Here is a 21,295-nt window from a genome sequence, read left to right on the forward strand (position 1 = left end):
TCTCCACGGAGGAATCGCGATGCCAAACTCAGACCTACTCCCTTCCCTGCTGTCCAAGATCAACGAAAATCAACTCGCTCTAGAAGCTGCCATCATGGAACTCACGAACTGGGCCGATCAGCACGGAGCTGCGGATGTCGCCCAAAATGTGCGCAGCGCTTTGGGTGCGATCGACCTCAATGAGGAGTTCATTAAAATGACGCTCGCGGTGTTAATGACACCTGAGTGACTGCAATTGGCTGAAGCGAACATTCGCAATATAACCTGCTCTGACTAGCATCCTTACGCAAGCAAATTTGCGCAATGACCCGAGCGATTTAACGCTCTATAGTCTGAGCGAATTTAGTGGAGTGTAGGCAAATCCCCCGTGACAATGGCCAAAGGGGATCTGGAGGGTCAATCACCGTTATCTGGGGCAAATCGCTTCTTGAGCGCCTCCTTGGCAATTGGACCAAGTGCATCGGTCACAGCCTTGAGTTCTGCCTTACTTTTTGCATCATCCCCTGACAAAGAGCCTGTTTCAGTTATCGCAAACTTCAAGTAAACGTCGGTGCCTTTTGGATAAATAATTGGCTTCGAGCCTTGCATGGAGTTATCTGCTTTCGCCATCCCAACGTCCAAGGCACTTCCAATTTCATTTTCTCCATTCTCCTTCACCACAACCCCACCTACCGTTACTGCCTCTCCAGTGCTTTCCTTTAACTCTTCACCATCTATTGAAGCTTGCGCAACCGCAATAGATAGCCCGACCGTCCCCTGCCCTCCTCCTTCATCTTTGGTCAGTGCAATACTAGTCTTGGATAGTATGAATAACGGGATAACCTGAAATGCCTTGCCCCCTTCAAAGTCTTTTAAATGAAGAAGAATAGCCATCTGTGGATTCGTAAATTCATTCGAAGATTTTTTATATCTAACCAAGGCAACACACTTAGTTGCTTTCACATCTGCAACACTTACCGCCCATGTCGCCGACCAAGTGTTCATTGACTTAGCCTTTATTTCGTCCACCTTGCTATTTGCCGCGTTTACTGCAATATCCCACGCGGCACCACCGACAGCCGCTACTGCCACTCCTACGCCGGCTGCACCTGCATTATTCCCTTTACACAGCCCAGTGTATTTTTCTGCCTTGCCATCAAACAACTTCGACCAAACACTGGGTTCACCATGGCCTCCATCGCTGAAGGAAGTCAGAGATAGTGGTACAACCGCATCCCATTCACCCTTTGCGTCTGACGGATCAACTTTAGGGGAGAAAATTACTCCCCAAGTGTTACATCCGCTTAACATTACCGCAAAAAAACCTAGCACTATTAGTTTTTTCATGACGCGGTAGCTCCTTGTTATTGCATTATAAATTTCCTACAAATAGCCATTAGCCATCAGCCATTAGCCACATTCGGTATAGCTGATGAATTTCAACGTTGCTAGCCAAAGCTAGAAAATAAATCAATGCAGCCATGGAATAGCGTGCGACCTATTATTCGAACCCGAAAGAAAACTCGATTTAAGACGCTTTTACATCTTCAAAATCAACCGATCCACAGATCGCCCTGAAATTCCCCTAATGGCCCCGCTTCAGTGGCGCCGGCGGCACCTATCGATGGCACGCAGGGATACCCCCTCTCTCCTGGACAAAAGGAGGTATCTTTACTAATGTCAAGATGCTATCGATCTTAAAAATTAATATAGCACCACGGTTTAGACTCACAGAGCCTGTTTTCATCTTTCGTCGCTATTAGTCTAGGCACGCGATTCATAGCAGTAGCTATAGCCAACCTTCGCCATTCACATAACACACTGAGGTATTAGTCATGCCAAGCGTAAAATCAGGTGAAATGGACACGACCGGGAGTTTTATCGTTACATTTCGTACGGGAGCTGCCGAAGAAGGCATTGCATCCCTAAAAAAGATGACTGGAATTACAAAGTCAAAGCTTATGTCCAGCTCTGACTTCGGAGTATTAGGTGTAAATCTAGCTCAAACGCCGGAAACTGGGGGAGTTATATTCCAAAATCTGGGTATCGCTGTAGTAAATATAGAGACCATGAGCGCAATTTCACTGGCTCAAGAGATATCAGGTGGTGGAAGTGCAATTTTAGCAATTGAACCAGAAGGCATAATGCATGCCATCAGCAACTCCTCGATCTCATCAGAATATCTCCGAGGCTTTAAAGATGCGGCCACCGCTCTATATGAGCAGGCAATTCTTGATGAGTCGAAAAGCATTAATATTGGAGCATTAGAATTTTATCAAGACACCCCCACAGTAGCTTGGGGACTATTGGCAACAAAAGCCGGCTCCTCGAGATATTCAGGGTTAGGCATTAAAGTTGCGGTACTAGACACCGGATTAGACCTTTTACATCCGGATTTCTCTGGAAGGAATGTAATAGGCCAGTCGTTTATCACAGGTGTACCTACAGTCCAAGACGGGCATGGTCATGGCACACACTGCGCTGGAACAGCCTGTGGGCCGATGTCTCCTATCCGAGGTGCTCGATATGGCGTAGCTCACGAGGCAGAGCTACTCGTTGGTAAAGTCCTTTCAGATCAAGGTAGCGGCCGCGATAGCGGAATCCTTGCTGCAATTGATTGGGCTATTAGTAATGGTAGTGAAATAATCTCAATGTCTCTAGGAGCTGACATAACGTCAACCTCTACGGCCTATGAGGCCGTAGGGCAGAGAGCACTGGATGCAGGGACTCTAATAGTCGCAGCTGCGGGAAATAATGCAAGACGACAAGTTGGCGAGTTCGGTTTTGTAGGCCGCCCAGCGAATAGCCGAACATTCATGAGTGTCGGTGCCCTGGCGAATCGGCTTCAGACAGCCAATTTTTCTGCAAGGGATACGGTGCTAGCTCCGGGCACGGCTGTTGACATCGCAGGCCCCGGCGTCGACATTTACTCGTCTTGGCCATTGCCTGACCAATTCAATGTGATCTCCGGAACCAGTATGGCCACACCGCATGTTGCCGGTATAGCTGCCCTTTGGGCTGAAGCGACAGGGGATCGAGGAGCAGCCTTATGGCAGCGAGTGATATCGAACGCAAAGTCTCTTTCTGATCCAGTTATTGATGTCGGCAGAGGATTGGTTCAAGCTCCTTGAACCAAGGCTGGTTAGGCTTTGTCAAAAAAGGATCGTGGCGCCTAAAGTCGTTGCGCCACGACACTTGTGTGATCATTTTGTACGAGGATCCCCCCATGCCTGCTCCAAGCGTTTCAGACATTGAGGTCATAATAACCATTCAGGACGCGGATAGAGCTCATATTCACAGTATCGCCTCCGAGTTGGAGACCGCAGGTTTACACCTTGAGGGTGTATTATCGGGGGTTGGTGTAGTGACTGGGACCATTCAACCCGACCTGCTAGCGAAACTCCATAGTGTTGAGGGAGTACTTGCAATTGAAAAGTCTGGCCTAATACAGATATAATTTTTACAGTCATACTTATAGCTAAAAATTATACTGCATATTTTTAGCCCGATTTAGTTTTTGTACCCAGCTTTAGCACTCGCCAAGGTAGTAGATACCAGTGTGATTAACTTTTCGAAATCAGTATTGGATCGATAATTAACCTTAATGGCTGGCAGCTATAGGTCGAATGCAGCCTATGGATATGCCCCTTGAAATGCGGAGGTGCGGAGGTGCGGATAGGGATTTGAACCCCTTCCGAAATGCTTGGAGGCCGCTACAGGCCAATATAACCGGGAAAAACGACAATTTTTCAGGGCATGAAACGGCCTACATCGGCCTGTGCTCTGCCCTAAACCCTGTGCGAGGGTTCGTGCAAAATATGGTAAATCTAGTGCATCGAGCACCAATATTTTGGTACCGCAGCGAATAGGAAGCGGAATGAAGGACAGAATAGCCGGACGATTTGCAGAAAATATTGCGCGAGTTCGAAACCTTGTCGAAATCTATACCACCCATCTCGCTGGGACAGGGGGTGGACGTCGTGGCCATGCCAAGACAGACGTCTTGAGAGCGGCTGTAGTTTTGCTGCATGCGGCGACAGAGGATCTGCTCCGAAGCCTGGCTTACTGGAAATTGCCTTCAGCGAGTGCGGATGTGTTGGCTAAGATCCCACTGATCACTGCGCCACCTGCGGCCAAATTCAGTTTGGGGGATCTTTCGGCTCACCGCGGAAAGGCAGTTGATACTGTGATATCAGAATCTGTGCATGGTTACCTCGAACGCTCGAACTACAACAATGTTGACGAGGTTGCGAGTCTACTTACGAGCATTGGGGTTTCGCTGCCCAACGTGAATGCGCAATTTACTCAGTTAGCTCAGGTGATGAGCAGACGGCACCTTATCGTTCATCGCGCTGATCGTGACGAAACAGGCGGCAGAGGAAATCACTCGGTTCGGTCAATTGGAAACATTAACGTGTCCAACTGGATAAACGGTGTAGAGAGTTTCGGTACGGCACTGCTCAACGAAATACCCGACTGATAGTTTTTCGATTGCAGCGTTATTAAAATGTGATGCGACCTTTCTGAAAATTGTGCATGACCTTGACCTGGAGGCAATATGAATTTCAATGCGCTTGCTTACCCTGACAAATTCACTATCGGCGGCTCTGAGTTTAATGGGCAACGCCATCTGTCGAAAGGTACCGTCCTGATACCGTACACGGACGAGCCGGACATAGGGATTGGTGACGTGATTATCCAGAAGTCAGGTCAGCGAGAGATTGAGCTAAAAGTCGTGGATGCTCAGTTTCTGCCAGGTGGCAGCCTGGGAGTGGGCACCAGCCATAAAAATATGCTGACCCTGAAAGTTGAGAATATTACTGCGAAACCTCATGTGACCACCTCTCATTCCTCCAATTATCACATAGGTTCGATATCTGGGGACCAGATACAGGTCGGAAACAACAACTCTCAGACCGTCAATATCAGTATTCAGAATCTTGCTGAAGCCATCGCCAAAAGCGGAGATCCGGAAGCGAAATCGACATTGCGCAAGTTGTTAGAAAACAGCACGGTGGCCAGTATCGTCGGTGCCGGCGCTACAGTTCTCTTGGGATTGCTGTAGAGCGTACAGCACTACTTAACACACCATATAAGTTGCCCAGGCAAACCTATGGCTGGTGTGCAACGGTCGATGGATATGTTGAAAGGCTGAAAAGCCTGCGCCGTTGAGCCATGCGCCAAGCTGCGGTGCCATCACAGCGTAATCACAAGGAGAAAGTATGAAATTCGAAGACGTGGCTGAAGTGACTCAGGCCCGCACCGCCATGGCGGCCAATCAGTTGCTGGATAAAGGCTGGACGCTGCTGGCTGTGGTCGCAGGTGAGAATGGCCCCGACTATGTGCTCGGCCGCGCTAAGGGCACTGAGGCGTTGCCAGGTCTGGAAAAGCGCAAGGTGCCTACGGTCAATCCGATTCCGGTGCGCTGAGTTGTGTCACACATAACGCCTGTTATGTAAGATCAGCCCCGACACTTGGCCAGGTATCGGGGCCATCGAATTGAGAGTTTACGGTGGCAACCGGGAACTCTAACGATTGCCAATATGAAGCTGTTAGCTAGGTCGTTTTCGGCTAGAGTTAAAAAATCAGTCTTGCTCTAGACTGCGGCTGTGCCCGGCATATCCTAGATATAGATGCGCCGAGCAAGTCCCGATCAATGCGCTTTCCTCTGCTACAGTCGATACAGTTCGACCAAAACACAAAGGGATCGGTATATGACAATTGAGTCACTACACGCCGCAACGCAATACAGCGACTACAAAGGCGGTGCTGCCGCTGATCGTGCCGACGGAGTCGCTCCAGCGGAATGGCTTCGCCAAAAAGGTCATATCAACAACAGTGAATTCTTGGTCGGTATCGACTTTAGCGTCGGCGAAAACCATGGCGTGCATCGAGATCCAGTTCACGTCACCTTCCTCATTTTTGATGCTGGCAGTTACGATACCGTAGCGGAACATATCGCCTCACTTCCGGTTGACGAACCGGTACCTGTTCGCCGTGTTTCTTTAGAATTGACACTTGCTGAATTTTTCGCCCTGTTCAAACGTGTCAATGTGACGCTTACACCATTGGAAGTGATGCAAGGCCGTGCGTATAGCTACGCAGATTAAGGCATCATCCGGACGGTCGCTGTGTCCCCGGTGACCAACCACCCTTTCCGTGAGACAAGACGATGGATGACGAATCTCAGACTCGCGACGTTTACGCTCATTTCGGGCTAGCCATGTATCTGGCCCAATGCCTTGAACAATCAATATTCATTCACCTGATGTTTTTCGATTTCATTCCTCGAAACGTCAAAGAGTTCAAGGACCAACAGCATTGGCAACAAGAATTCGACCGGTATGAGTCAACAGAGCTTGGAAAAACAATGGGAAAGCTTGTTCAGAGGTTCAAGGATGCTGGCCAACCTACCGAAGAAATCAAGACTGTTTTGGCTAATGCGTTGACCGAACGAAACCGACTTGCGCACAAATACTTCTCGGAAAAGTCAGTTGCATTCACGAACCATTCCGGGCGTAACGAGATGATTTCCGAGCTTGAATCCATTCAGAAAGTGTTCCGCAATGCGGCGGTAATGATCGATACGATTACCATGCCAGTGGCTCGCCGCTACGGTTTCAGTGAAGAAATGGAAAAGCGTGCAAGGCAGGAAATGATGGAGTCTTACGACAAAGACTGCCCAGCAAACTAGCCGTGGTGTTTGATCCGACTATGAAATCGATCTGTCATATTATCTCCGGAATGTTCTCAACTCTGACGGTGAGAACGTCACCGTCGAGACCGCAGGCCATGTCTGTATCGACTCAGATCATACTAGCTGTGCAGATAACTCAAACAGCGCCCATTCAGAACAACCCTCCAAGCGCCGCAGGTTCCCAGTTCATGATAACCAGCTCACCACTCACCTCGGCCTTGCCCTGGCGCTGATTGGTATTGCAATAGCGGATGTCCAGCGTCTCGAAATGAAAGCCCTCAAAGACTCGGCGAATGTCCGGATGATCATTGATGCTGACCATCACCTTGCCTTTGCAACGGCGCATGAAGTCGGCCATTCGCTCGTAATTCTCAAACACAAAGTCCACGCCGTAACCAGCGGTCTGCCAATACGGAGGATCCATGTAGTGAAAGGTATGGGCACGGTCGTAGCGCTCCGCGCACTCCAACCAGGGTAGATTTTCGACGTAGGTACCGGACAGGCGCTGCCAAGCAGCCGAAAGATTTTCCTCGATCCGCAGCAAGTTGATTGACGGCGTGGTGGTCGCGGTACCGAAAGTCTGCCCGGACACCTTGCCGGCGAAGGCATGGTGCTGCAGGTAGAAAAATCGGGCGGCGCGCTGGATGTCGGTAAGGGTTTCGACGCGAGTCATTTTCTGCCACTCGAACACCTGGCGCGAACTGAGCGCCCATTTGAATTGGCGCACAAATTCTTCGAGGTGGTTTTGCACCACGCGGTACAACGTCACCAGGTCGCCGTTGATGTCATTGAGGACTTCGACGGGTGCGGCCTGGGGTCGCATGAAGTACAGCGCGGCGCCGCCGGCAAAGACTTCGACGTAGCATTCATGGGGCGGAAACAACGGAATGAGGCGATCGGCCAGGCGGCGTTTGCCGCCCATCCAAGGGATGATTGGGGTAGACATGGATAGCAAGACCTTTACTGTATAAATAAACAGGTGTTAGGCTCGCTCTGCTTTGTGCACAGAGCAGGAGCCTTGGCGGGACTTGCAGGGACAATCTGCGGGGACGGTGACCAGCCTGGATGTTGACGCATCCAGACTGGCCGCTCCTTTTACTTTGAGTTTGAAACTTTTGACTCGGACCGACTCATGCGCCCGGGTGATCAACCAGGCACTTCAAGCACAACTTTCTGCGGCTTGCCGGAGGCCTTGGCCTTGCCCTCCTTGCCACCATTGCACTCGACCGACACCGTCCACCCGGACGGGGTGAAGGTGTGATCGACCGACTCCACCAGGTACTGACCATCGAGCCCACGCTTGAAGCCCAGCGCCTCGATCATGCTTTCGGCAAAAAGGTCGGTCCGGCCCGGCAGGTCCAGGCGGACCGAGGCGGTGGAACGATTGAACGCCGCCAGACGCGCCTTCGCCGCCTCATCAGCGGCTGTTCTGTCCGGGTAGAGATGGCGGTCGGTGTGCACCGGCGGCAAGCCTTCCGGCACGTTGGGGTTGTCCAGGTGCGAGATCAGCAGCTCTCCACTGGCCGGGTCCTGATACTGGGTGCTGACGCCTTGGTGTGTACTACGGTCGCTCAAGCGAAACTGCCAGCGGGTCACGTCACTCCGCTGCAAGGTGATCACAGCCAAGGTCTTGCCACTGGCGCTCTGCCCACCCTGTCGCGGCAGGACCAGCAGCTTGCCGTCGGCCACCTTGGCGGTGCAGTCGTGTTTTTTGGCCACTCGGGTGATGAAATTGAAGTCCGATTCGTTGAGCTGGTCCATGCGCGGCACCCGGGTATCGACCGGGCACGACGGCTGCCAGCCATTGCGCGCGGCCACATCACCGACGATCTGCGCCAAGCTGACGTCCTCCCAACTGCCGCTGCGCGTGGTCTTGCCGCTGCCGCGCATGTCGCTGGCCTTGCCGCTGATCACCAGCGTGTCCGGCGGGCCGGAAACGGCCACTTCGTCCACGGTGTAGCGGCCCATGCGCGTCAGGTCGGCGCCGGCATAACCCAGGTAGACCTCGATACTCGCGCCACGCACGGGCAGCGACACCGCGCCGTCGCGGTCATCAATGCGCAGCTCAAACGAATCTGAGGCCATGCCGGGCCGATCGGCCAGCTGCAGCGAGACCAGCCGGTCATTGATCAAGGTGGTGATGTCGGCACCGTCGGCGGCGATGCGGAAAAGTGGTTGCATGTCGGCGCCTCAGACAAGAAAAAGCCCGCACGCGGCGGGCTGGGTAACGGGATCAATCCCACAACGAAATGACGCTGTCGGTCTCGACCACCAGGTCCGGCAGCGTGATCAGCACGCCGGCCCGGAACGGTTGCGGCTCATCGGCCAGCCCCTGATTGGCGGCCAACACCGCCTCGACGCTGCGGTTCAGGTGGCCGTAATGGTGGTGGCACAGGGTATCGAGCAGATCCCCATCAGCCGTTCTGCAGGTCATCGCCATAACGGACAAACTCCAGTGAAAAGCCCTGCTTGCGCGGGATCGCCCCGGGCAGCAAAGCGCTTTGCTCTTCTTCGATATTGGTCAAAACCCAGTTGCCCAGCACCTCGCCATAACCCGTGGTCAGGTTCAGCGGCAGCAACTTGGCACCGATGCTGCGCAGCCTATCCAGCTGCTTCAGCCCACCTTTGAAGCTCGGGTAGATCGCGCCCTTGATGGTGATTTTCTCCTCACCCAGACCCACTGCCTGCTGTGCTGGGCGCCGGGTCAGACGTTCCTGCGCGGCCCAGCGAAACGCGGTCTGCCGGCGCAGTTCATCGAACGCTGCCGTGTCCAGGTTGAAGTAGTACGGTCGCTCATTGGCTTTCAGCGGGTAGAGGATCAGCAGGTGCGGGAATGGCTTCACCGCGTCGGGAATCGGCGACATATCGCCGGCAAACCATTCCGTGGGGAAGATGTTGCCCAACGCCGCGTTGGCCTTGCCGGCGACCTTGTTGAACGCCGCGCCAAAGCGGCCAATCTGCTCAGTCAATGCGGAAAAATGCTCATCAAACTGGGCCAGTGCCCGCTGGGTCTGGTTGTAGTAGCTGGCCACCTTGCCGATCTTGGCCTGCGCCGAATTGATCGCATCCTGCAGACGCCGGGTCTTGTCGCTCAGGTCTTCGCTGATGAAGGGCAAGCCTTCCAGCGCATCGGCCGCCCCGCTGATTTCATTGAGTGCGCCATTCATGGGCCCGGTCATCGACTCGATGTCCGTACGGCCGGCTTCACCGGCATCGACCATGTACTTGAGCCCGCCCTGCAAGTGCTGCAGGTAGGTCTTTTCATCCGACATAACACTTCCTTAGCCCACATGGGGCGCATCAAACAACTGGCGGTCACGCGCCTCCCGAGCGAAGTCGTCAAACTGACGGCGCAGGTACGGCATCAATTCCTGGACGAACTGCGCCGGGTCTTTCACATCGCCTTGCACCTGAAAAACCGGTGCCGGCGCGAAGGTGAATTGCTGATCGACCTTCGGCCATTCGGGTTTCTTCGCTGCCGTGGTCGACATCAATGCCGCCGCCGTGACCGGCGCGGCGGGGGCGTTTTCCATCGAGCGCACGACCGCGCCCACCCCTTGGCCGGCGCCCATGGGCAAGATGCCGATCGGTGCTTTGGCCGGCGTGTCCGGCCCGCCAAACAAGGCCTTGCCCATGGTTGCGCCCACGTCACCGCCGCCCCACGCGCCGACCATGCCACCGATCACCCCGCCAATCGCGGTTCCGATCAGTGGGATGATCGAACCGATGGCCGCGCCGGCCGCTGCACCCGCCAGGCCACCAGCCAAGCTACCCGCCGCCCCGCCGTAACCTTCAGCCTTTTCATCGCGGGTGGTGGCGTTCAGGTAAGTGTCCACTACCTGGTAGCCGGCAGCAGCCACCGCCACCGCCCCGCCCGCTTTCACGCCACGGGAAAGTCGATTGGCAGAACCTTTTACCTTTCGATCTGGATCGCGATCCAACCCACCGCCATCACCGTCCTTCGCGTTAGTCACGAACACCCGCTGCACGATGTTGGACCGGTCGCCGGCCGAACCACGGGCGATGTTGGCCAGCCCCCGACCGATTTTCAGCGCGGCCCAGGCTTTGCCCAATACCAACGCACCGGCCGTGAGTGCCGCCAGGCCCAGCACCGCCTTGGGCGTCTCCTCAGACAAGGCGGTCAAGCCACGGGCTGCGGCGCCAGTGCCGGTAGCCAGCGCATCTGTCGCCGGACGCAAGGCATCCCCGATGGCCCGCAGCGAATCGTTGAACGCCTGACCGGTTTCGGCCCAGCGTTGTGACGAGGCTTCGCGACGCTCGCTCAGGTTCTTGTCGAGAATGTCCTTGCGTTGGCCGTTGGGGTTCGAGGCATCCCTTTTCAGGTCCGCATACAGCTTTTTGTTCTGGGTGTAGGCCATCAGCGCGGTCTTGACCTGCATGTCGGCAAACACGTCGCCGGTGCGCAGGGTCGCGGCCAGGGCATCGGCCATCGCTTGCGCCTTGGCCGGGTCCGTCTCCTGGTTAATTTTGGTCAGGCCCTGATCCAGCTGCTTGGCCTTTTTCGGGTCGGTCTTTTCCACGTACCGGCGAGCCAGTTCAAAACTGGCTTCAAAGGTCGACAGGCCCTTGCCAATGGCGGCATTCATCGAGCCCTGATAGTCGATCCCGGCATCTGCATAACCTTTGACCGTTTCCCCTGAACCGATTTTCGCAATCCAGTTTTTCAGGTTGTTCGCCGCCTCATCGGCACTGCCGGCGCTCTTGATCTGCACCTGCAGCATGGCGCCCAACTGGGTCACCGCATCCTGACCGGTGATGCCGCTGCCGGCCATCTGCGCCAGCAGTTCCGGAAACCACTTGGCCATGTCGGCCGCTTCGAAGCTGCCTTGCTGGCCCAGCAACGCGACCGACGCCAAGGCCTGCTCCATTTTTATCGGGTCGGTGATCTTGGCGTTGTTCTGCATCGCCAGAATCATCTTCGCCGTGTCGGTCCCCGACGCGCCCTGCCCGACCGCAAACTTGGCAGCCACCGGGGCGTACTTCAGCGCTTCGGTCAGATCCATGCCGCCACCGACCAGTTGGTTCACCAGCTCGGCCACCTGGGTGTTGGCCATGCCGGTGTCTTTCGAAGTCTGCACAATGTCCCGCGCGGTGTTTACTTCCTGTTGAGTATTGGCGGTACCGGACTTGATTGCGATGTCACGAATGATCGCCTGAAAATCTGCACTGACTTTGGTCGGCACCGCAGCCAGGGTGGTGCCGGCCACCGCCATGCCAAATCCGCTGCGTAAACTTTCCCGCCCCTCCTCGACCTGTCCCATCCCTTTGGCCTTGAACTCGGCGCTGCGCACCACCTTGCCCAGCGCCAGGTACTCCTGACGCAGGCGGCCGACTTCAATCCCCTGCTTGCGCAGACTGGTGTTATTGGCCTCCAGCTTTTTGAGCAGCACGCCGGCATTGGCCGCCCCGCTGTCGTGGGCTTTTTTCCATTCCTCGCGCAGGCGTATGGTCTCGCCGATGACTTTCTGTAAACCTTTGGCGCGCGTGGTTTGCGCCTCGAGTTTTTTCATTTCGCCGCTGACGTTCTTGAAGGCGGCGCCGAGCGAAGAATCGACGGCGCCACCAATCACCAGCCCGAGCGAGAGTTTGTTCGCCATGCTTATCACCTACGTGCGACGGGGTGGGCTCAATCCGTGAGCCACCAGACCATCTCGGAAAACGACAACCCCTGAATCTCGGCCGCCGAAAAATTCAGCTCGACGGCCAGGCGTTTAGCCAGGGCCTTTTGCAGGCGGGGGTTAAACCCCGTCGTCTGCTCCCAGACGAAAATAGGCGGTCTGCAGACGACGGTAATCACGCATCAGCAGCCCCTCCAAATCCGCGCGGCCGATGCTCGCCAGGCTGCAGAACAAGACCATTTCCTGTTCTTCTTCGTTGCTTCCGCCCTGCAGGGTCGCGGCGCGCATCTCACGCACCGTTGGCTCGCGCAGGGTCAGCTTGTCGACCTTGATGCCATTGGCCTCGCTCGGTTTGGATAAGATGACGGTGGCGATGCCATCGCCGAGTTGCAGCCACTTGGGCAGAACATTGTCTTTTGCGTTGCTCATGGTGGTGCTCCTCACATGCCCAGGGCAGACCGCACGGCGGCCAGTTGGTCGACGCCATCGATGACGCGGATTGAGTTGAGGGGATCGATTTCAAACATCACGCTGCCGTCGATCTCCAGCTTGTAATAGGTCACGGCGACGGCGTACTTGAACTCGCCTTTTTCACCCGGTTTCCAGTCCCCCGGGTCGACTTCCTTGAGGCTGCCCCGCAGGGTGGCGACCACCGACTTGACCACACCTTTCTGGCCCTTGAAGGCACCACGGAACGAGGCGTTGAAGCCGGTCAGGTCAGACTGGCCGAAGAACTTCAGCACCTCGCGGCGCACACCATTGGTGAGGAAGCTGGCTTCCAATTTCTCCATACCCATGTCGAGTTCGACCGCCGCGTCCATGCCGCCTGCGCGATATTCGTCAGTCTTGAGGGTCAACTTGGGCAGAGTCAGGCTCGGCACATCGCCTTGCAGGCTGATGCCGTCGACGAACAGGTTGGTGTTGTAGAGCACTTCCGGAATCATAAAACGGCCTCCTTAGGCAGCGGTGTCCAGCACTTCAGTGATCCACTGATCGGTCACCTCCACGCGGAAGTTCGGGTTTTCGGCTGGCGGCACGTCGGTGAAACGAATGTTCCAATACACCTTGCCGTCGCTGAGTTCGCTGGAGGTGTTCAGCTCTTCGTCGGCATAGACTTCGAAGTTGATGATCGCGCCCTGATTCTTCAGGTCGCGCATGAACGCCTGCAGGCCTTCGGTGACGTCCTTGACGTAGGTCGCGGTGATCGAGCGGTCGACGGCCCACTTGTGCGCGTAGAGGATGGCGTCCATGACGATATCCAGCGTGCGCACGCGGGTGACGAACTTCCATTTCGGGTCACTGGACAGTGTGCGGTTGCCCCACAGCCGGTACCCGTCATCACGGATGATCGTGGTGATGTTGGCGTTGTTCAGCACGTTGGCCCGGCAGGACGCATCGCCGTCGAGAAACTCGATCGGCCGCGTGGTGCCGGTGATGCCGACAAACTCCTTGTTCGACGGCGAGGCCCAGAAACCGTAGGTGGCATCGGTCCAGGCAAACAAGCCGGCGGTCCAGGCCGAGGCTGGTGCGTTGACGGTAGCGCTGGTTCCGGTGTCCCAGAACTGCACGCCCGGGTCGACCATGTACGCGTGTTTGCTGCCGAAGTTTTCGGCATAGGCGATCGCCGCTTCGTCGGTGGTGTTCGGCCCGTCGAGGATGGCCATCGCCCGCATCTTGTCGCCCAGCGCCACCAGCTCGGTGGCCACCGCCAGCGTCGCCGAGTACCCCGGCGTCACCAACAACCGTGGCTGGGCGTTGAACTTGCTTTTACCGTTGAGCAACGCCTGCATGCCGGTCCGGCTACCATCGGCCCAGACCCCGCCGATGATCGCTGACAGCTGCTCGGCCGGGTCGTCCAACAGCGGCACACCGACAGCGACAATCACCGCCTTCGACCGTTTGAAAATGGCCTTGCAGTCCTGGGTGATCGCCGCATCCGGCCCCCAAGCGGCGACCGCTTCGCTTTCGCGGGTGATCAGCAGCAATTCGTTAGCCGCCGCGGTCGCCGGCGGCGCCACGGTGAAGGTGTTGCACAGGCCGATGATCGACGCGGACGGGGTGGCGATATGCCGTGCCCCGGTGTCCACCAGGGTCACGGTGACGCCGTGAAAAAAACTCATAGAGTGATGCTCCAGAAACGAAAAAGCCCCGCATAAGCGAAGCTGTGAGTGACGTGACGCGTAACGGAAAAGAAAACGCCCCGGCAATGCGGGGCGTCAGGATGCGGTGCGGGTCTGCCCGTCCGGCTTTAGTGGCCGTTTATCAATGCCTGGAAAGTCTGGCGAAGTTGGCCAAGCCCGCAGTTCATTGCGGTAGGTGCGCCAGGCCAGCTCCGTGTTGAGCGCGGCCGGGTCGGCATCCAGATGCTTGTCGATCTCTCTGCCAGCCCAGTGCAGTTCGTTTTCGATCCATGACTTTTCTCGGCGGCTCTGAAGCGCCAGGTCGCGTGCCGCATCGAGCGCCCAAACGAGACCATCCCAGACATAGGCCGCACTCGGTCGCGGCAAGGTCGTCAGCTCGGCCGGCAGTTGACCAGGCATCGAATGCGTCACCTCGGTACCATCGGTGGTGCGGTAAGCCACCCCACGGTAGTCGGGCACCACCACCCATGCCTCGTCCCTCCAAACGACCACCTCACCATCCCCGGCTTGCGGTGGTTCCTCTAACGTGGCGCCCGCCGGAAGACCGCAGCCACAGCTGACATAGGTTTCGTGTTGGCCGAGGTATTCGGTGGTGGTTTCACTGAACGTGTAAACCTCGATCCAGCCGCTCTCTTCAAAAAAACCATTCACTAAAGTAGTCATCAATACATCCTGCAGATGTAGTTGTAAGCCACGTTGCGCATGCGGGTTTCCGTGCTCACACGGGCGACAGCCGATGGATTGAAAGTTACAGACATGTTGCCCGTTGTACTGACTCGTGGTGCAGCGGGTATATCACTCGTCATGTAGCCAGTAGCCGTAAATACGCCGGTCGCGGTATTCACCAGCAACATCGAATCATCGTCCTGTAGCCTGAGTTCACCCGTCATGTTTTGTAGCGTGTCGAGTTGAAGGCTCAACACAGCGCGCCCAGAGTCGGGGTCAATTCCTCGCCCGCCGTCCAGACCACGAATCGACTCGGCGCGCATGTCTGGCAGGAAGCCGCTGGGATACACGGCGGCCAATGCCGGGTACCACTCGACATTGAACGGCTGTCCCCCCATCAACACGCATTTGTCCGGTGGCGTAGCAGTTGGCCATGGAAACGGCACGCCGATGGGAAGCGAAAATATGGCAGCAGGATCAAAGTTGGCCTGGGTCCAGATATGCCCGAAATCAGACGCATCAACCTGTATTTTTATTTGACCCGTGGCGTTGTTGTAACCGATGTGAATTTTATTGGGGTCTTGACCCACCCCCCCGCCTTGCTGCACGGGAGCGAAGCCCAACGCAGGTTGGTACGCAGCAGGGTTAAAGTTATTAGTGTCCCAACTGGTTGCCCACGCAGTGAATATGTAAACCCCATCCTGGCCCCGAACACCGCCACGAGTAATCGCTGTACCGGTGTTATAGCCGATGATTTGTTGCCAGACGGTGTCTTGACTGACCGTAACCAGCATGGGGGAGAATTGACCGTCCGCTGGAACGTTCGGGCCGGGGTTCACTCGGTACATACCCACGGTGGTGACTGTGTTTAGATCGGTGCCGTCGGGAAGGACAATCCCCCCGTGACCGATGCCATAAGCCCCCGTGAGCAATACACGGCCTGGCGTGTCATCTTGGGGAGAGGTTTGTTTAACCAGATTGTTTGAGTCCCAGATGCTTTCCCATTGGCCCCAAACACCGGCAGTCAAGGCCCGACGGTATAGGGTGTGGTCGGCATTCCCATAAATCTCTTGGAAGGCGTATTGACCTGGTGTAATCGCCGAGACGCGAACCCAACCCTCATAGATCCCACCTCCTGGCCCCCCTATGCCATTGCTGATGAAATAGAGGGCCGTCTCCGCGTTCAAGCCACCGATGTCAACATCGCTAACCGCATAGGCGGGCCCGCCCCAGCCGAACGCTCCGACCTTCATCAGCGCATCAGGCGTTCCATCGTGCAGATAGACCTGTACATCAGCGGTCGCGGCGGTGCCCAGCCCGAGGTTATTCCGAGCCTCGACCACATCCGCAACATCGCCCAGGTTTTCACTCACCGCCAGGGCATCGGTGATGCCGTAGCCGGCCAAGGTGGTCGGATTGGTGCCAGCGATCACACGCCCAAGGGCATCGACGGTGACACTGCGAAAAGTGCCCACACCGCCCCCACTGCCGCCCGCGATCATTTCAAACTGCAAACCGGTGGTGCCGAGGGTGATCGGCGCGTCGGTGACCAACTGCCAGAGGCTGTCGCCGTTGTTCGTGCCCTGCTCGACGTGGATAAACAGCCCCGATGTCACTTCCAGGCTGTTGTCGGCATCGACGGCCCGCGTCCAGCCTTCGGCGCTGGCAACATAGACACCGTTGCTCTGAGCCTCTGTCTGGGCGGTCACCAGCACGCGATCACCGGCGGCCACGGCCACGCCATCGATGGTTTGCACATTGCTCAGGGTGATGGGGATTGTGGCCGCGACCCGCGCTGACTGTTTGTGATCCAGCTTGGCCAGCGCCTCACTGATAGCCAGGTCGACGTATTCACGCGTGGCCAGCACCACCGCCGGGTCAATCTTCAGCACGATGTTCGCCGAGCTGCTGACGATGAAATTCATCCGCACGACCTGGGTTTTACCACTGCCCTGGTCCAGCAATGGTTTATAGCTCGGCGCGCAGTTGGCCACCGCCACCAGATCACCGTCGACATCGTACAGGCCGATCTCGCGAATCCACTCACCACCCACTTCCGGCGGAATGATCTGCTCAGTGATCACCGTGTTGGGATTGTCCGGATCGACCCGGATCTGGTTGATCGGCGCCCGGCGCCATTCGTTGATCAGCTGGGTCTGCAGGCGATCGGGAATCGGGTCGGTGCCGTTGGCATCGCCCAGGCCCATCTCGGTGAACATCCAGTCCAGGCCCATGGCGATGGCATTGGCGTGCTTGGCTTCACCGACCGCCGTGAGAATGGCAAAAAACTGACTGGTTTTATCAATCATAGGGATAAACGTCCAAAGTATCGGTTTCATCGACGCAGAGCGCCGGGCCAAAAGTTCCGGTTACGTCGATGTCTTTCGGGGCCGGCGGGTACACGTCGATCTCTTCACCTTCTTGCACGCACACGGCAATGCCCAGCACCCCCTCGGTCTGCAGGCTGAGCGCCAGGTTGGTCATGTGCCGGCTGACCGGACGGGCGTCGTCGATCAACCACGCCAGTTCCTCATACAGTTCCTCGGTGATACCCGAATCATTCAGGCCGACTTCTAGGGCGAAGGTGCCGGGCGCGCCTTCCGGCACAGTGTCGAACCACTCGACCACGTCGATCAGGTAGCCCAAGGGCTCGACCACCCGGCGCAACGCACCGATGGTGCCTTTGCGCGCATGCACGTCGTACGCCGAACGGATTGCCGTGCGCTTGGCCTCCTGCGTCCAGTTGTTGTTCCAGCGGTCCACCGACCAGGCCGACGCCAGATACGGCAACAGGTGTTCCGGGCAGGTATCGGCGTTGTACAAACTGCGCAGCGGAATCAGTGTGTTTTCATAGTTGGCCGCCTCGACGGCCAGCTCTAGCGGCGTGCTGTTGAGGGGCAACTGACTGCTCATGTCAGACTGTCTCCCAACACCACGTTGTAGCTCGTGCAATACGCCGCCTCGGCCTTGCTCGGTCTGACGTCCGTCCAGCCCAGCAGCTCAACCCGGGCGATCCCGGGAACGTGCAATTGCGCATCGATCCCCGAGCGCGCCACTTCCAGACCGAGGCGACGGCGTGGGTTGATCCACTCGCTCAGGCGTTTCTGGCTTTCGGCCAGGTAGGCTTCGTTTTCCGGCCCCGGTGCCTGCGGGTACAGCACCGCTTCAATGTGGTAATCAATAACCACCGCACTCTGCACCGTGAGGCGGTCGGCCACCGGTCGCACGTCTTCGTCATTGAGGTGCAGCCGGACCTCTTCCAGCAGTTCCGGCGAGGCGGCGCCGCTGCCTTCCAGGCTGAGCACGGTGACCACCACCACAGCGGGTGACGGACTTTCCGCCGTGGCATCGGCCACCAGGCCCGAGGCGTTGCGCGCATGCAGGATGTAGCTGTTTCGCGGTCCCGCCGTGGTCAGCCCCTCATATGACAGCTGCACTCGCTCGCGCAGGGCATCGTCTTCCTCAAGCACCTGCGGCGTAGGCGGCACCGTGCTCGGGTCTCCAGCCTGAATCACCAGGCGCTGCAGGTTGACGTTGGCGGCGAGGTGATCGAGGTCGGCCCGCTCGGCATGGGCCAAAAGCAAAGCCTTGCCCGCGTCGTTGACCCGCGCCCGGTTCTGCAAGGCGCCATACGCGGCCTGCTCGATCAGCTTGAGCACCGGATCGCTTTCGAGCTCCGCACTCCAGTTGTCGCCCATGCTCAGGCGGAAGGCTTCCAGCTTCTCCTGGTAGACCACTTCAAAGTCGAGGTCTTCGAGCACTTGCGGCGGCGGCAGGGCCGCCAGTTCCATAGTCATGCGGACACCTCCAAAGTCACGTCGCTGCCTAGGTACTGCCCGGTCAGCTCAAAGGTGATACGCCCGTCGAGGATGGCCACGGCGCGCACCCGGCCGAGTTTCAGCCGTGGCTCCCAACGACCCAGCGTACTGGCCACCTCCGCCTGCACGGCGCTTTTCCAGCCGTCATTGACCGGCAGGTCGACAAAGCGCCGCAGCTTGCTGCCGTACTCCGGGCGCATGCGCCGGCTGCCCAAGGGCGTGGACAAGATGTCCTCGATGGACTGGCGCAGGTGATCGAGGCCGGAAATGAGTTGGCCGGTGCGGCGGTCCAGTCCGATCATCCCGATCATGGGATCAGCCCTCGACCGCGATAAAATCCTTGCGGCCATGCAAATAGTCGAGCGCGACCGTGTCGTCCGAGGCCACCGCGACCTGGCCCTTTTCGACTTTCAAGGTGCGCCCGGCGTCCAGCAGGATCAGCACCCGCGAGGTGTACAGCGTGTCGCGAAAGATACTCAGCGTGGCCGGCGCGCTTGCATCCGTGGCGGCGGGAACTGCCTTGGTTTTACTCGTCATGCTTTTTCTCCAGACAGGAAAAAGCCCGCGCGCGGCGGGCTGAAGGTGAATGTGTACTCAATGCGAGTGGTTGCTGCTGTTGCCCCCGGCATCAATGATCGTGCCGGCACCGCTGATGTCGCCGGACACGCTCAGCGATCCGTCGATAGCCACCTCACCTGCCAAGGTGATTTGGCTGGCCGTCACCCGCACTTGATCCGGCGTCACTTCAAACTCCGAGCCACCGACCGTGATGGTCGCGCGGCTGCCGTCAGGTAACGCAATGCTGTAGCTGCTGGCTTGCCAGTCGTAGACCAGCGAGCCGCCATCGTCGAAGTACCAGGCCTCGACGTGATCGCGGTTGTCCGGCGGGGCCCCGGCGTTGCCATACAGCCCCGGGATAAAGGTGCCCATGGCCGGATCACCGCTCGGGCTGAACAGCATGCCCTGCTCATTCAGGCTCGGTGCGCGCCAATGACGGGCCTTACCCGCCGCCAGGCTGTGCCAGCGCACCCAGGCACTGACCCAGGTTCCGGCCTTGACCCGCACCCGCCCGGCCATCAGATCGACGCCGACCACCACGCAGGGCAGCAGCATCGCAGCGATCATCCGGTCGTGTTCGGCGCTTGCGTATACCATGCCAGATCCTCCGGTTGAAAATAGTGATCTTCATTGCCGGTACCGGTGCAGCCATCGACGTTCAGGTACAGAGAACCCGGCGGCTCGACTGGCCATAACCATTCGGTTTCACCGATCTGGAATATCTGCTTCCACTCAACGATCCACACCACAAATTGCGCCAGCTCCGGCATCGAGTCGTCCGGGAATGCACGCACCTCCTGCACCTCTTCGACAAAGTCCAGCCCCCAATATTGCCCGCGCAAAATCTTGCTGATCTCGGCGGCCAGAATGGCGGCCTGCAAGGCCGCTTTGCTGATGGTGGAATCGACCATGATGCACACCTGAAAGCGGCCACTTAGGGAAGTTTTGCCGCTGCCATTGTCGGGTGCTTCGCCAATTTCCGTCAGGGCAAACAACACCGCCGGCAGACCGACTTCCGCACTCAGCTCGGGAAACGCCTCGACGCTCACCACCGACGGCAGGCCGGCGCGGAACGTCGCCTCGATCGCATTGTGTAAGGTCGTCAGCTCATCCATTGTTCAAACTCAGTATGAAAGTGACCATGCCGGCACCGTCCGGCTCGCGCTTGCTGACCTTGTAACGGCCGCCGCCCTGCTCCGCCGGTAGATCAATGGTAAGAAAAGTGTCTTTCTCGATGCCCACCGCCTCCACCACGCGGGCGGTGAAGGTCGGCGCCAGGACGTTATCCGTCACGATGGCATTGCCCAGACGCACGCTCTTCGATTTGCCACCCACATCCGCACCGACAAAGGGCGAGAAGAACGCACCGGACAACGGTAGGCCGTCCGGCTTGATGGCGCGATCGCCGAGGCGATCGACCAGCACTGCATCCATCCGGGCCGTGACGTCACGAAAGCGGCCCAGCGTGGTCATTGAATCAACAACGCTTCGGCAATACCGCCGACCGGAGCACTCATCAGCTTGCCGAAGGGCACCGTCTCACCAGTGGCCGTGAGCGGATCAACCAGCACGCCGGCTTGCAGAGCCACCTTTTGCCCCTGCAGCAGCGCCGCATCGGCAGGCAGGCGCCAGACGCCGTCGAGATGGCCAACCAGGACATCACCCACCACACCACTGGCGATCGGGATGACCACCGTATCAACCAGCACCAACGGCACCCCCGCCGTCGCGCCACCGTCTGGCGCCACAAAAGTCAGCGTGCTGCCGGGACCCGAATAATTTTTGGACATGCGCATT

General features: G+C 57.5%; 26 protein-coding genes. 7 read left to right on the top strand and 19 right to left on the bottom strand.

The features are described from left to right. Nucleotides 1-19: 19 nt before the first annotated feature. Nucleotides 20-229, top strand: coding sequence for a hypothetical protein (locus ACEN8Q_RS08505; protein WP_413704963.1), 210 nt, complete (start codon nucleotides 20-22; stop codon nucleotides 227-229). Nucleotides 230-396: 167 nt separating this feature from the next. Here the strand turns inward: ACEN8Q_RS08505 and ACEN8Q_RS08510 are convergent, their stop codons facing one another. After that, on the bottom strand, nucleotides 397-1,326 hold the full coding sequence (locus ACEN8Q_RS08510; protein ID WP_413704964.1) for a hypothetical protein: 930 nt from the start codon (nucleotides 1,324-1,326) through the stop codon (nucleotides 397-399). Between the two features lie 488 nt (nucleotides 1,327-1,814). Here ACEN8Q_RS08510 and ACEN8Q_RS08515 point away from each other — a divergent pair, with 488 nt between their 5' ends. The 6 genes from ACEN8Q_RS08515 to ACEN8Q_RS08540 all read left to right on the top strand — a co-directional run bounded on the left by ACEN8Q_RS08515 (nucleotide 1,815) and on the right by ACEN8Q_RS08540 (nucleotide 6,673). After that, complete coding sequence (locus ACEN8Q_RS08515) at nucleotides 1,815-3,110, top strand: S8 family serine peptidase (protein ID WP_413704965.1); 1,296 nt, start codon at nucleotides 1,815-1,817, stop codon at nucleotides 3,108-3,110. A gap of 746 nt (nucleotides 3,111-3,856) precedes the next feature. Further along, a complete protein-coding gene (locus ACEN8Q_RS08520) occupies nucleotides 3,857-4,459 on the top strand; it encodes a hypothetical protein (RefSeq protein ID WP_413704966.1) in 603 nt (200 codons plus the stop codon). A gap of 78 nt (nucleotides 4,460-4,537) precedes the next feature. Beyond that, complete coding sequence (locus ACEN8Q_RS08525) at nucleotides 4,538-5,044, top strand: hypothetical protein (protein WP_413704967.1); 507 nt, start codon at nucleotides 4,538-4,540, stop codon at nucleotides 5,042-5,044. A 157-nt stretch (nucleotides 5,045-5,201) separates the two neighbouring features. Then, nucleotides 5,202-5,408, top strand: coding sequence for a hypothetical protein (locus ACEN8Q_RS08530; protein WP_413704968.1), 207 nt, complete (start codon nucleotides 5,202-5,204; stop codon nucleotides 5,406-5,408). 285 nt (nucleotides 5,409-5,693) lie between these two features. Further along, entirely contained in the window at nucleotides 5,694-6,089 is a 396-nt protein-coding gene (locus ACEN8Q_RS08535) for a hypothetical protein (protein WP_413704969.1), read from the top strand. 62 nt (nucleotides 6,090-6,151) lie between these two features. Then, nucleotides 6,152-6,673 (top strand): hypothetical protein, encoded by a 522-nt coding sequence (locus ACEN8Q_RS08540; protein WP_413704970.1) that lies wholly within the window; start codon nucleotides 6,152-6,154, stop codon nucleotides 6,671-6,673. Between the two features lie 154 nt (nucleotides 6,674-6,827). Here the strand turns inward: ACEN8Q_RS08540 and ACEN8Q_RS08545 are convergent, their stop codons facing one another. The 18 genes from ACEN8Q_RS08545 to ACEN8Q_RS08630 form a co-directional block, all read right to left on the bottom strand. Further along, complete coding sequence (locus ACEN8Q_RS08545; protein WP_413704971.1) at nucleotides 6,828-7,622, bottom strand: DNA adenine methylase; 795 nt, start codon at nucleotides 7,620-7,622, stop codon at nucleotides 6,828-6,830. Nucleotides 7,623-7,822: 200 nt separating this feature from the next. Continuing rightward, on the bottom strand, nucleotides 7,823-8,857 hold the full coding sequence (locus ACEN8Q_RS08550) for a phage late control D family protein (protein ID WP_413704972.1): 1,035 nt from the start codon (nucleotides 8,855-8,857) through the stop codon (nucleotides 7,823-7,825). A gap of 52 nt (nucleotides 8,858-8,909) precedes the next feature. Further along, nucleotides 8,910-9,116, bottom strand: a complete 207-nt coding sequence (locus tag ACEN8Q_RS08555; RefSeq protein ID WP_413704973.1) for a tail protein X — start codon at nucleotides 9,114-9,116, stop codon at nucleotides 8,910-8,912. Continuing rightward, complete coding sequence (locus tag ACEN8Q_RS08560; RefSeq protein WP_413704974.1) at nucleotides 9,091-9,948, bottom strand: phage tail protein; 858 nt, start codon at nucleotides 9,946-9,948, stop codon at nucleotides 9,091-9,093. The genes ACEN8Q_RS08555 and ACEN8Q_RS08560 overlap by 26 nt, the downstream gene beginning before the upstream one ends. 9 nt (nucleotides 9,949-9,957) lie before the next feature. Further along, on the bottom strand, nucleotides 9,958-12,294 hold the full coding sequence (locus ACEN8Q_RS08565) for a phage tail tape measure protein (protein WP_413704975.1): 2,337 nt from the start codon (nucleotides 12,292-12,294) through the stop codon (nucleotides 9,958-9,960). Between the two features lie 141 nt (nucleotides 12,295-12,435). Next, nucleotides 12,436-12,744: a phage tail assembly protein gene (locus ACEN8Q_RS08570; RefSeq protein WP_008020753.1), complete on the bottom strand. Its 309-nt coding sequence runs from the start codon at nucleotides 12,742-12,744 to the stop codon at nucleotides 12,436-12,438. Between the two features lie 11 nt (nucleotides 12,745-12,755). Continuing rightward, nucleotides 12,756-13,259: a phage major tail tube protein gene (locus tag ACEN8Q_RS08575; protein WP_322617139.1), complete on the bottom strand. Its 504-nt coding sequence runs from the start codon at nucleotides 13,257-13,259 to the stop codon at nucleotides 12,756-12,758. A 12-nt stretch (nucleotides 13,260-13,271) separates the two neighbouring features. Then, a complete protein-coding gene (locus ACEN8Q_RS08580; protein WP_413704976.1) occupies nucleotides 13,272-14,435 on the bottom strand; it encodes a phage tail sheath subtilisin-like domain-containing protein in 1,164 nt (387 codons plus the stop codon). A gap of 96 nt (nucleotides 14,436-14,531) precedes the next feature. Further along, nucleotides 14,532-15,119 (bottom strand): hypothetical protein, encoded by a 588-nt coding sequence (locus tag ACEN8Q_RS08585; RefSeq protein WP_413704977.1) that lies wholly within the window; start codon nucleotides 15,117-15,119, stop codon nucleotides 14,532-14,534. Then, nucleotides 15,119-17,431, bottom strand: a complete 2,313-nt coding sequence (locus ACEN8Q_RS08590) for a phage tail protein (RefSeq protein ID WP_413704978.1) — start codon at nucleotides 17,429-17,431, stop codon at nucleotides 15,119-15,121. The genes ACEN8Q_RS08585 and ACEN8Q_RS08590 overlap by 1 nt, the downstream gene beginning before the upstream one ends. Further along, nucleotides 17,424-18,035, bottom strand: a complete 612-nt coding sequence (locus ACEN8Q_RS08595) for a phage tail protein I (RefSeq protein WP_413704979.1) — start codon at nucleotides 18,033-18,035, stop codon at nucleotides 17,424-17,426. The genes ACEN8Q_RS08590 and ACEN8Q_RS08595 overlap by 8 nt, the downstream gene beginning before the upstream one ends. Next, nucleotides 18,032-18,919 carry a baseplate J/gp47 family protein gene (locus tag ACEN8Q_RS08600; protein WP_413704980.1) on the bottom strand — a complete coding sequence of 296 codons (888 nt, stop codon included), beginning with the start codon at nucleotides 18,917-18,919 and terminating at the stop codon, nucleotides 18,032-18,034. The genes ACEN8Q_RS08595 and ACEN8Q_RS08600 overlap by 4 nt, the downstream gene beginning before the upstream one ends. After that, nucleotides 18,916-19,242: a GPW/gp25 family protein gene (locus ACEN8Q_RS08605; RefSeq protein WP_043302559.1), complete on the bottom strand. Its 327-nt coding sequence runs from the start codon at nucleotides 19,240-19,242 to the stop codon at nucleotides 18,916-18,918. The genes ACEN8Q_RS08600 and ACEN8Q_RS08605 overlap by 4 nt, the downstream gene beginning before the upstream one ends. A 13-nt stretch (nucleotides 19,243-19,255) precedes the next feature. After that, the gene (locus tag ACEN8Q_RS08610; protein WP_413704981.1) at nucleotides 19,256-19,477 is read right to left on the bottom strand and encodes a hypothetical protein; all 222 of its coding nucleotides are present in this window, start codon (nucleotides 19,475-19,477) and stop codon (nucleotides 19,256-19,258) included. A gap of 57 nt (nucleotides 19,478-19,534) precedes the next feature. Further along, nucleotides 19,535-20,095: a phage baseplate assembly protein V gene (locus ACEN8Q_RS08615; RefSeq protein WP_413704982.1), complete on the bottom strand. Its 561-nt coding sequence runs from the start codon at nucleotides 20,093-20,095 to the stop codon at nucleotides 19,535-19,537. Beyond that, the gene (locus tag ACEN8Q_RS08620; protein ID WP_413704983.1) at nucleotides 20,062-20,613 is read right to left on the bottom strand and encodes a hypothetical protein; all 552 of its coding nucleotides are present in this window, start codon (nucleotides 20,611-20,613) and stop codon (nucleotides 20,062-20,064) included. The genes ACEN8Q_RS08615 and ACEN8Q_RS08620 overlap by 34 nt, the downstream gene beginning before the upstream one ends. After that, nucleotides 20,606-20,971, bottom strand: coding sequence for a hypothetical protein (locus ACEN8Q_RS08625; protein WP_413704984.1), 366 nt, complete (start codon nucleotides 20,969-20,971; stop codon nucleotides 20,606-20,608). The genes ACEN8Q_RS08620 and ACEN8Q_RS08625 overlap by 8 nt, the downstream gene beginning before the upstream one ends. After that, complete coding sequence (locus ACEN8Q_RS08630; RefSeq protein WP_413704985.1) at nucleotides 20,968-21,288, bottom strand: capsid cement protein; 321 nt, start codon at nucleotides 21,286-21,288, stop codon at nucleotides 20,968-20,970. Before ACEN8Q_RS08630 ends, ACEN8Q_RS08625 begins: the two co-directional genes overlap by 4 nt. Nucleotides 21,289-21,295: the final 7 nt, after the last annotated feature.

The organism is Pseudomonas sp. Pseusp16, from assembly GCF_047324915.1.
Taxonomy (GTDB): Bacteria; Pseudomonadota; Gammaproteobacteria; order Pseudomonadales; family Pseudomonadaceae; genus Aquipseudomonas; species Aquipseudomonas fluorescens_CD.

What these genes read in the sequence shown, in the direction of transcription:
- ACEN8Q_RS08505 (WP_413704963.1), top strand. Translation starts at nt 20, where the DNA reads ATGCCAAACTCAGACCTACTCCCTTCCCTGCTGTCCAAGATCAACGAA.
- ACEN8Q_RS08510 (WP_413704964.1), bottom strand. Translation starts at nt 1,326, where the DNA reads ATGAAAAAACTAATAGTGCTAGGTTTTTTTGCGGTAATGTTAAGCGGA.
- ACEN8Q_RS08515 (WP_413704965.1), top strand. Translation starts at nt 1,815, where the DNA reads ATGCCAAGCGTAAAATCAGGTGAAATGGACACGACCGGGAGTTTTATC.
- ACEN8Q_RS08520 (WP_413704966.1), top strand. Translation starts at nt 3,857, where the DNA reads ATGAAGGACAGAATAGCCGGACGATTTGCAGAAAATATTGCGCGAGTT.
- ACEN8Q_RS08525 (WP_413704967.1), top strand. Translation starts at nt 4,538, where the DNA reads ATGAATTTCAATGCGCTTGCTTACCCTGACAAATTCACTATCGGCGGC.
- ACEN8Q_RS08530 (WP_413704968.1), top strand. Translation starts at nt 5,202, where the DNA reads ATGAAATTCGAAGACGTGGCTGAAGTGACTCAGGCCCGCACCGCCATG.
- ACEN8Q_RS08535 (WP_413704969.1), top strand. Translation starts at nt 5,694, where the DNA reads ATGACAATTGAGTCACTACACGCCGCAACGCAATACAGCGACTACAAA.
- ACEN8Q_RS08540 (WP_413704970.1), top strand. Translation starts at nt 6,152, where the DNA reads ATGGATGACGAATCTCAGACTCGCGACGTTTACGCTCATTTCGGGCTA.
- ACEN8Q_RS08545 (WP_413704971.1), bottom strand. Translation starts at nt 7,622, where the DNA reads ATGTCTACCCCAATCATCCCTTGGATGGGCGGCAAACGCCGCCTGGCC.
- ACEN8Q_RS08550 (WP_413704972.1), bottom strand. Translation starts at nt 8,857, where the DNA reads ATGCAACCACTTTTCCGCATCGCCGCCGACGGTGCCGACATCACCACC.
- ACEN8Q_RS08555 (WP_413704973.1), bottom strand. Translation starts at nt 9,116, where the DNA reads ATGGCGATGACCTGCAGAACGGCTGATGGGGATCTGCTCGATACCCTG.
- ACEN8Q_RS08560 (WP_413704974.1), bottom strand. Translation starts at nt 9,948, where the DNA reads ATGTCGGATGAAAAGACCTACCTGCAGCACTTGCAGGGCGGGCTCAAG.
- ACEN8Q_RS08565 (WP_413704975.1), bottom strand. Translation starts at nt 12,294, where the DNA reads ATGGCGAACAAACTCTCGCTCGGGCTGGTGATTGGTGGCGCCGTCGAT.
- ACEN8Q_RS08570 (WP_008020753.1), bottom strand. Translation starts at nt 12,744, where the DNA reads ATGAGCAACGCAAAAGACAATGTTCTGCCCAAGTGGCTGCAACTCGGC.
- ACEN8Q_RS08575 (WP_322617139.1), bottom strand. Translation starts at nt 13,259, where the DNA reads ATGATTCCGGAAGTGCTCTACAACACCAACCTGTTCGTCGACGGCATC.
- ACEN8Q_RS08580 (WP_413704976.1), bottom strand. Translation starts at nt 14,435, where the DNA reads ATGAGTTTTTTTCACGGCGTCACCGTGACCCTGGTGGACACCGGGGCA.
- ACEN8Q_RS08585 (WP_413704977.1), bottom strand. Translation starts at nt 15,119, where the DNA reads ATGACTACTTTAGTGAATGGTTTTTTTGAAGAGAGCGGCTGGATCGAG.
- ACEN8Q_RS08590 (WP_413704978.1), bottom strand. Translation starts at nt 17,431, where the DNA reads ATGATTGATAAAACCAGTCAGTTTTTTGCCATTCTCACGGCGGTCGGT.
- ACEN8Q_RS08595 (WP_413704979.1), bottom strand. Translation starts at nt 18,035, where the DNA reads ATGAGCAGTCAGTTGCCCCTCAACAGCACGCCGCTAGAGCTGGCCGTC.
- ACEN8Q_RS08600 (WP_413704980.1), bottom strand. Translation starts at nt 18,919, where the DNA reads ATGACTATGGAACTGGCGGCCCTGCCGCCGCCGCAAGTGCTCGAAGAC.
- ACEN8Q_RS08605 (WP_043302559.1), bottom strand. Translation starts at nt 19,242, where the DNA reads ATGATCGGACTGGACCGCCGCACCGGCCAACTCATTTCCGGCCTCGAT.
- ACEN8Q_RS08610 (WP_413704981.1), bottom strand. Translation starts at nt 19,477, where the DNA reads ATGACGAGTAAAACCAAGGCAGTTCCCGCCGCCACGGATGCAAGCGCG.
- ACEN8Q_RS08615 (WP_413704982.1), bottom strand. Translation starts at nt 20,095, where the DNA reads ATGGTATACGCAAGCGCCGAACACGACCGGATGATCGCTGCGATGCTG.
- ACEN8Q_RS08620 (WP_413704983.1), bottom strand. Translation starts at nt 20,613, where the DNA reads ATGGATGAGCTGACGACCTTACACAATGCGATCGAGGCGACGTTCCGC.
- ACEN8Q_RS08625 (WP_413704984.1), bottom strand. Translation starts at nt 20,971, where the DNA reads ATGACCACGCTGGGCCGCTTTCGTGACGTCACGGCCCGGATGGATGCA.
- ACEN8Q_RS08630 (WP_413704985.1), bottom strand. Translation starts at nt 21,288, where the DNA reads ATGTCCAAAAATTATTCGGGTCCCGGCAGCACGCTGACTTTTGTGGCG.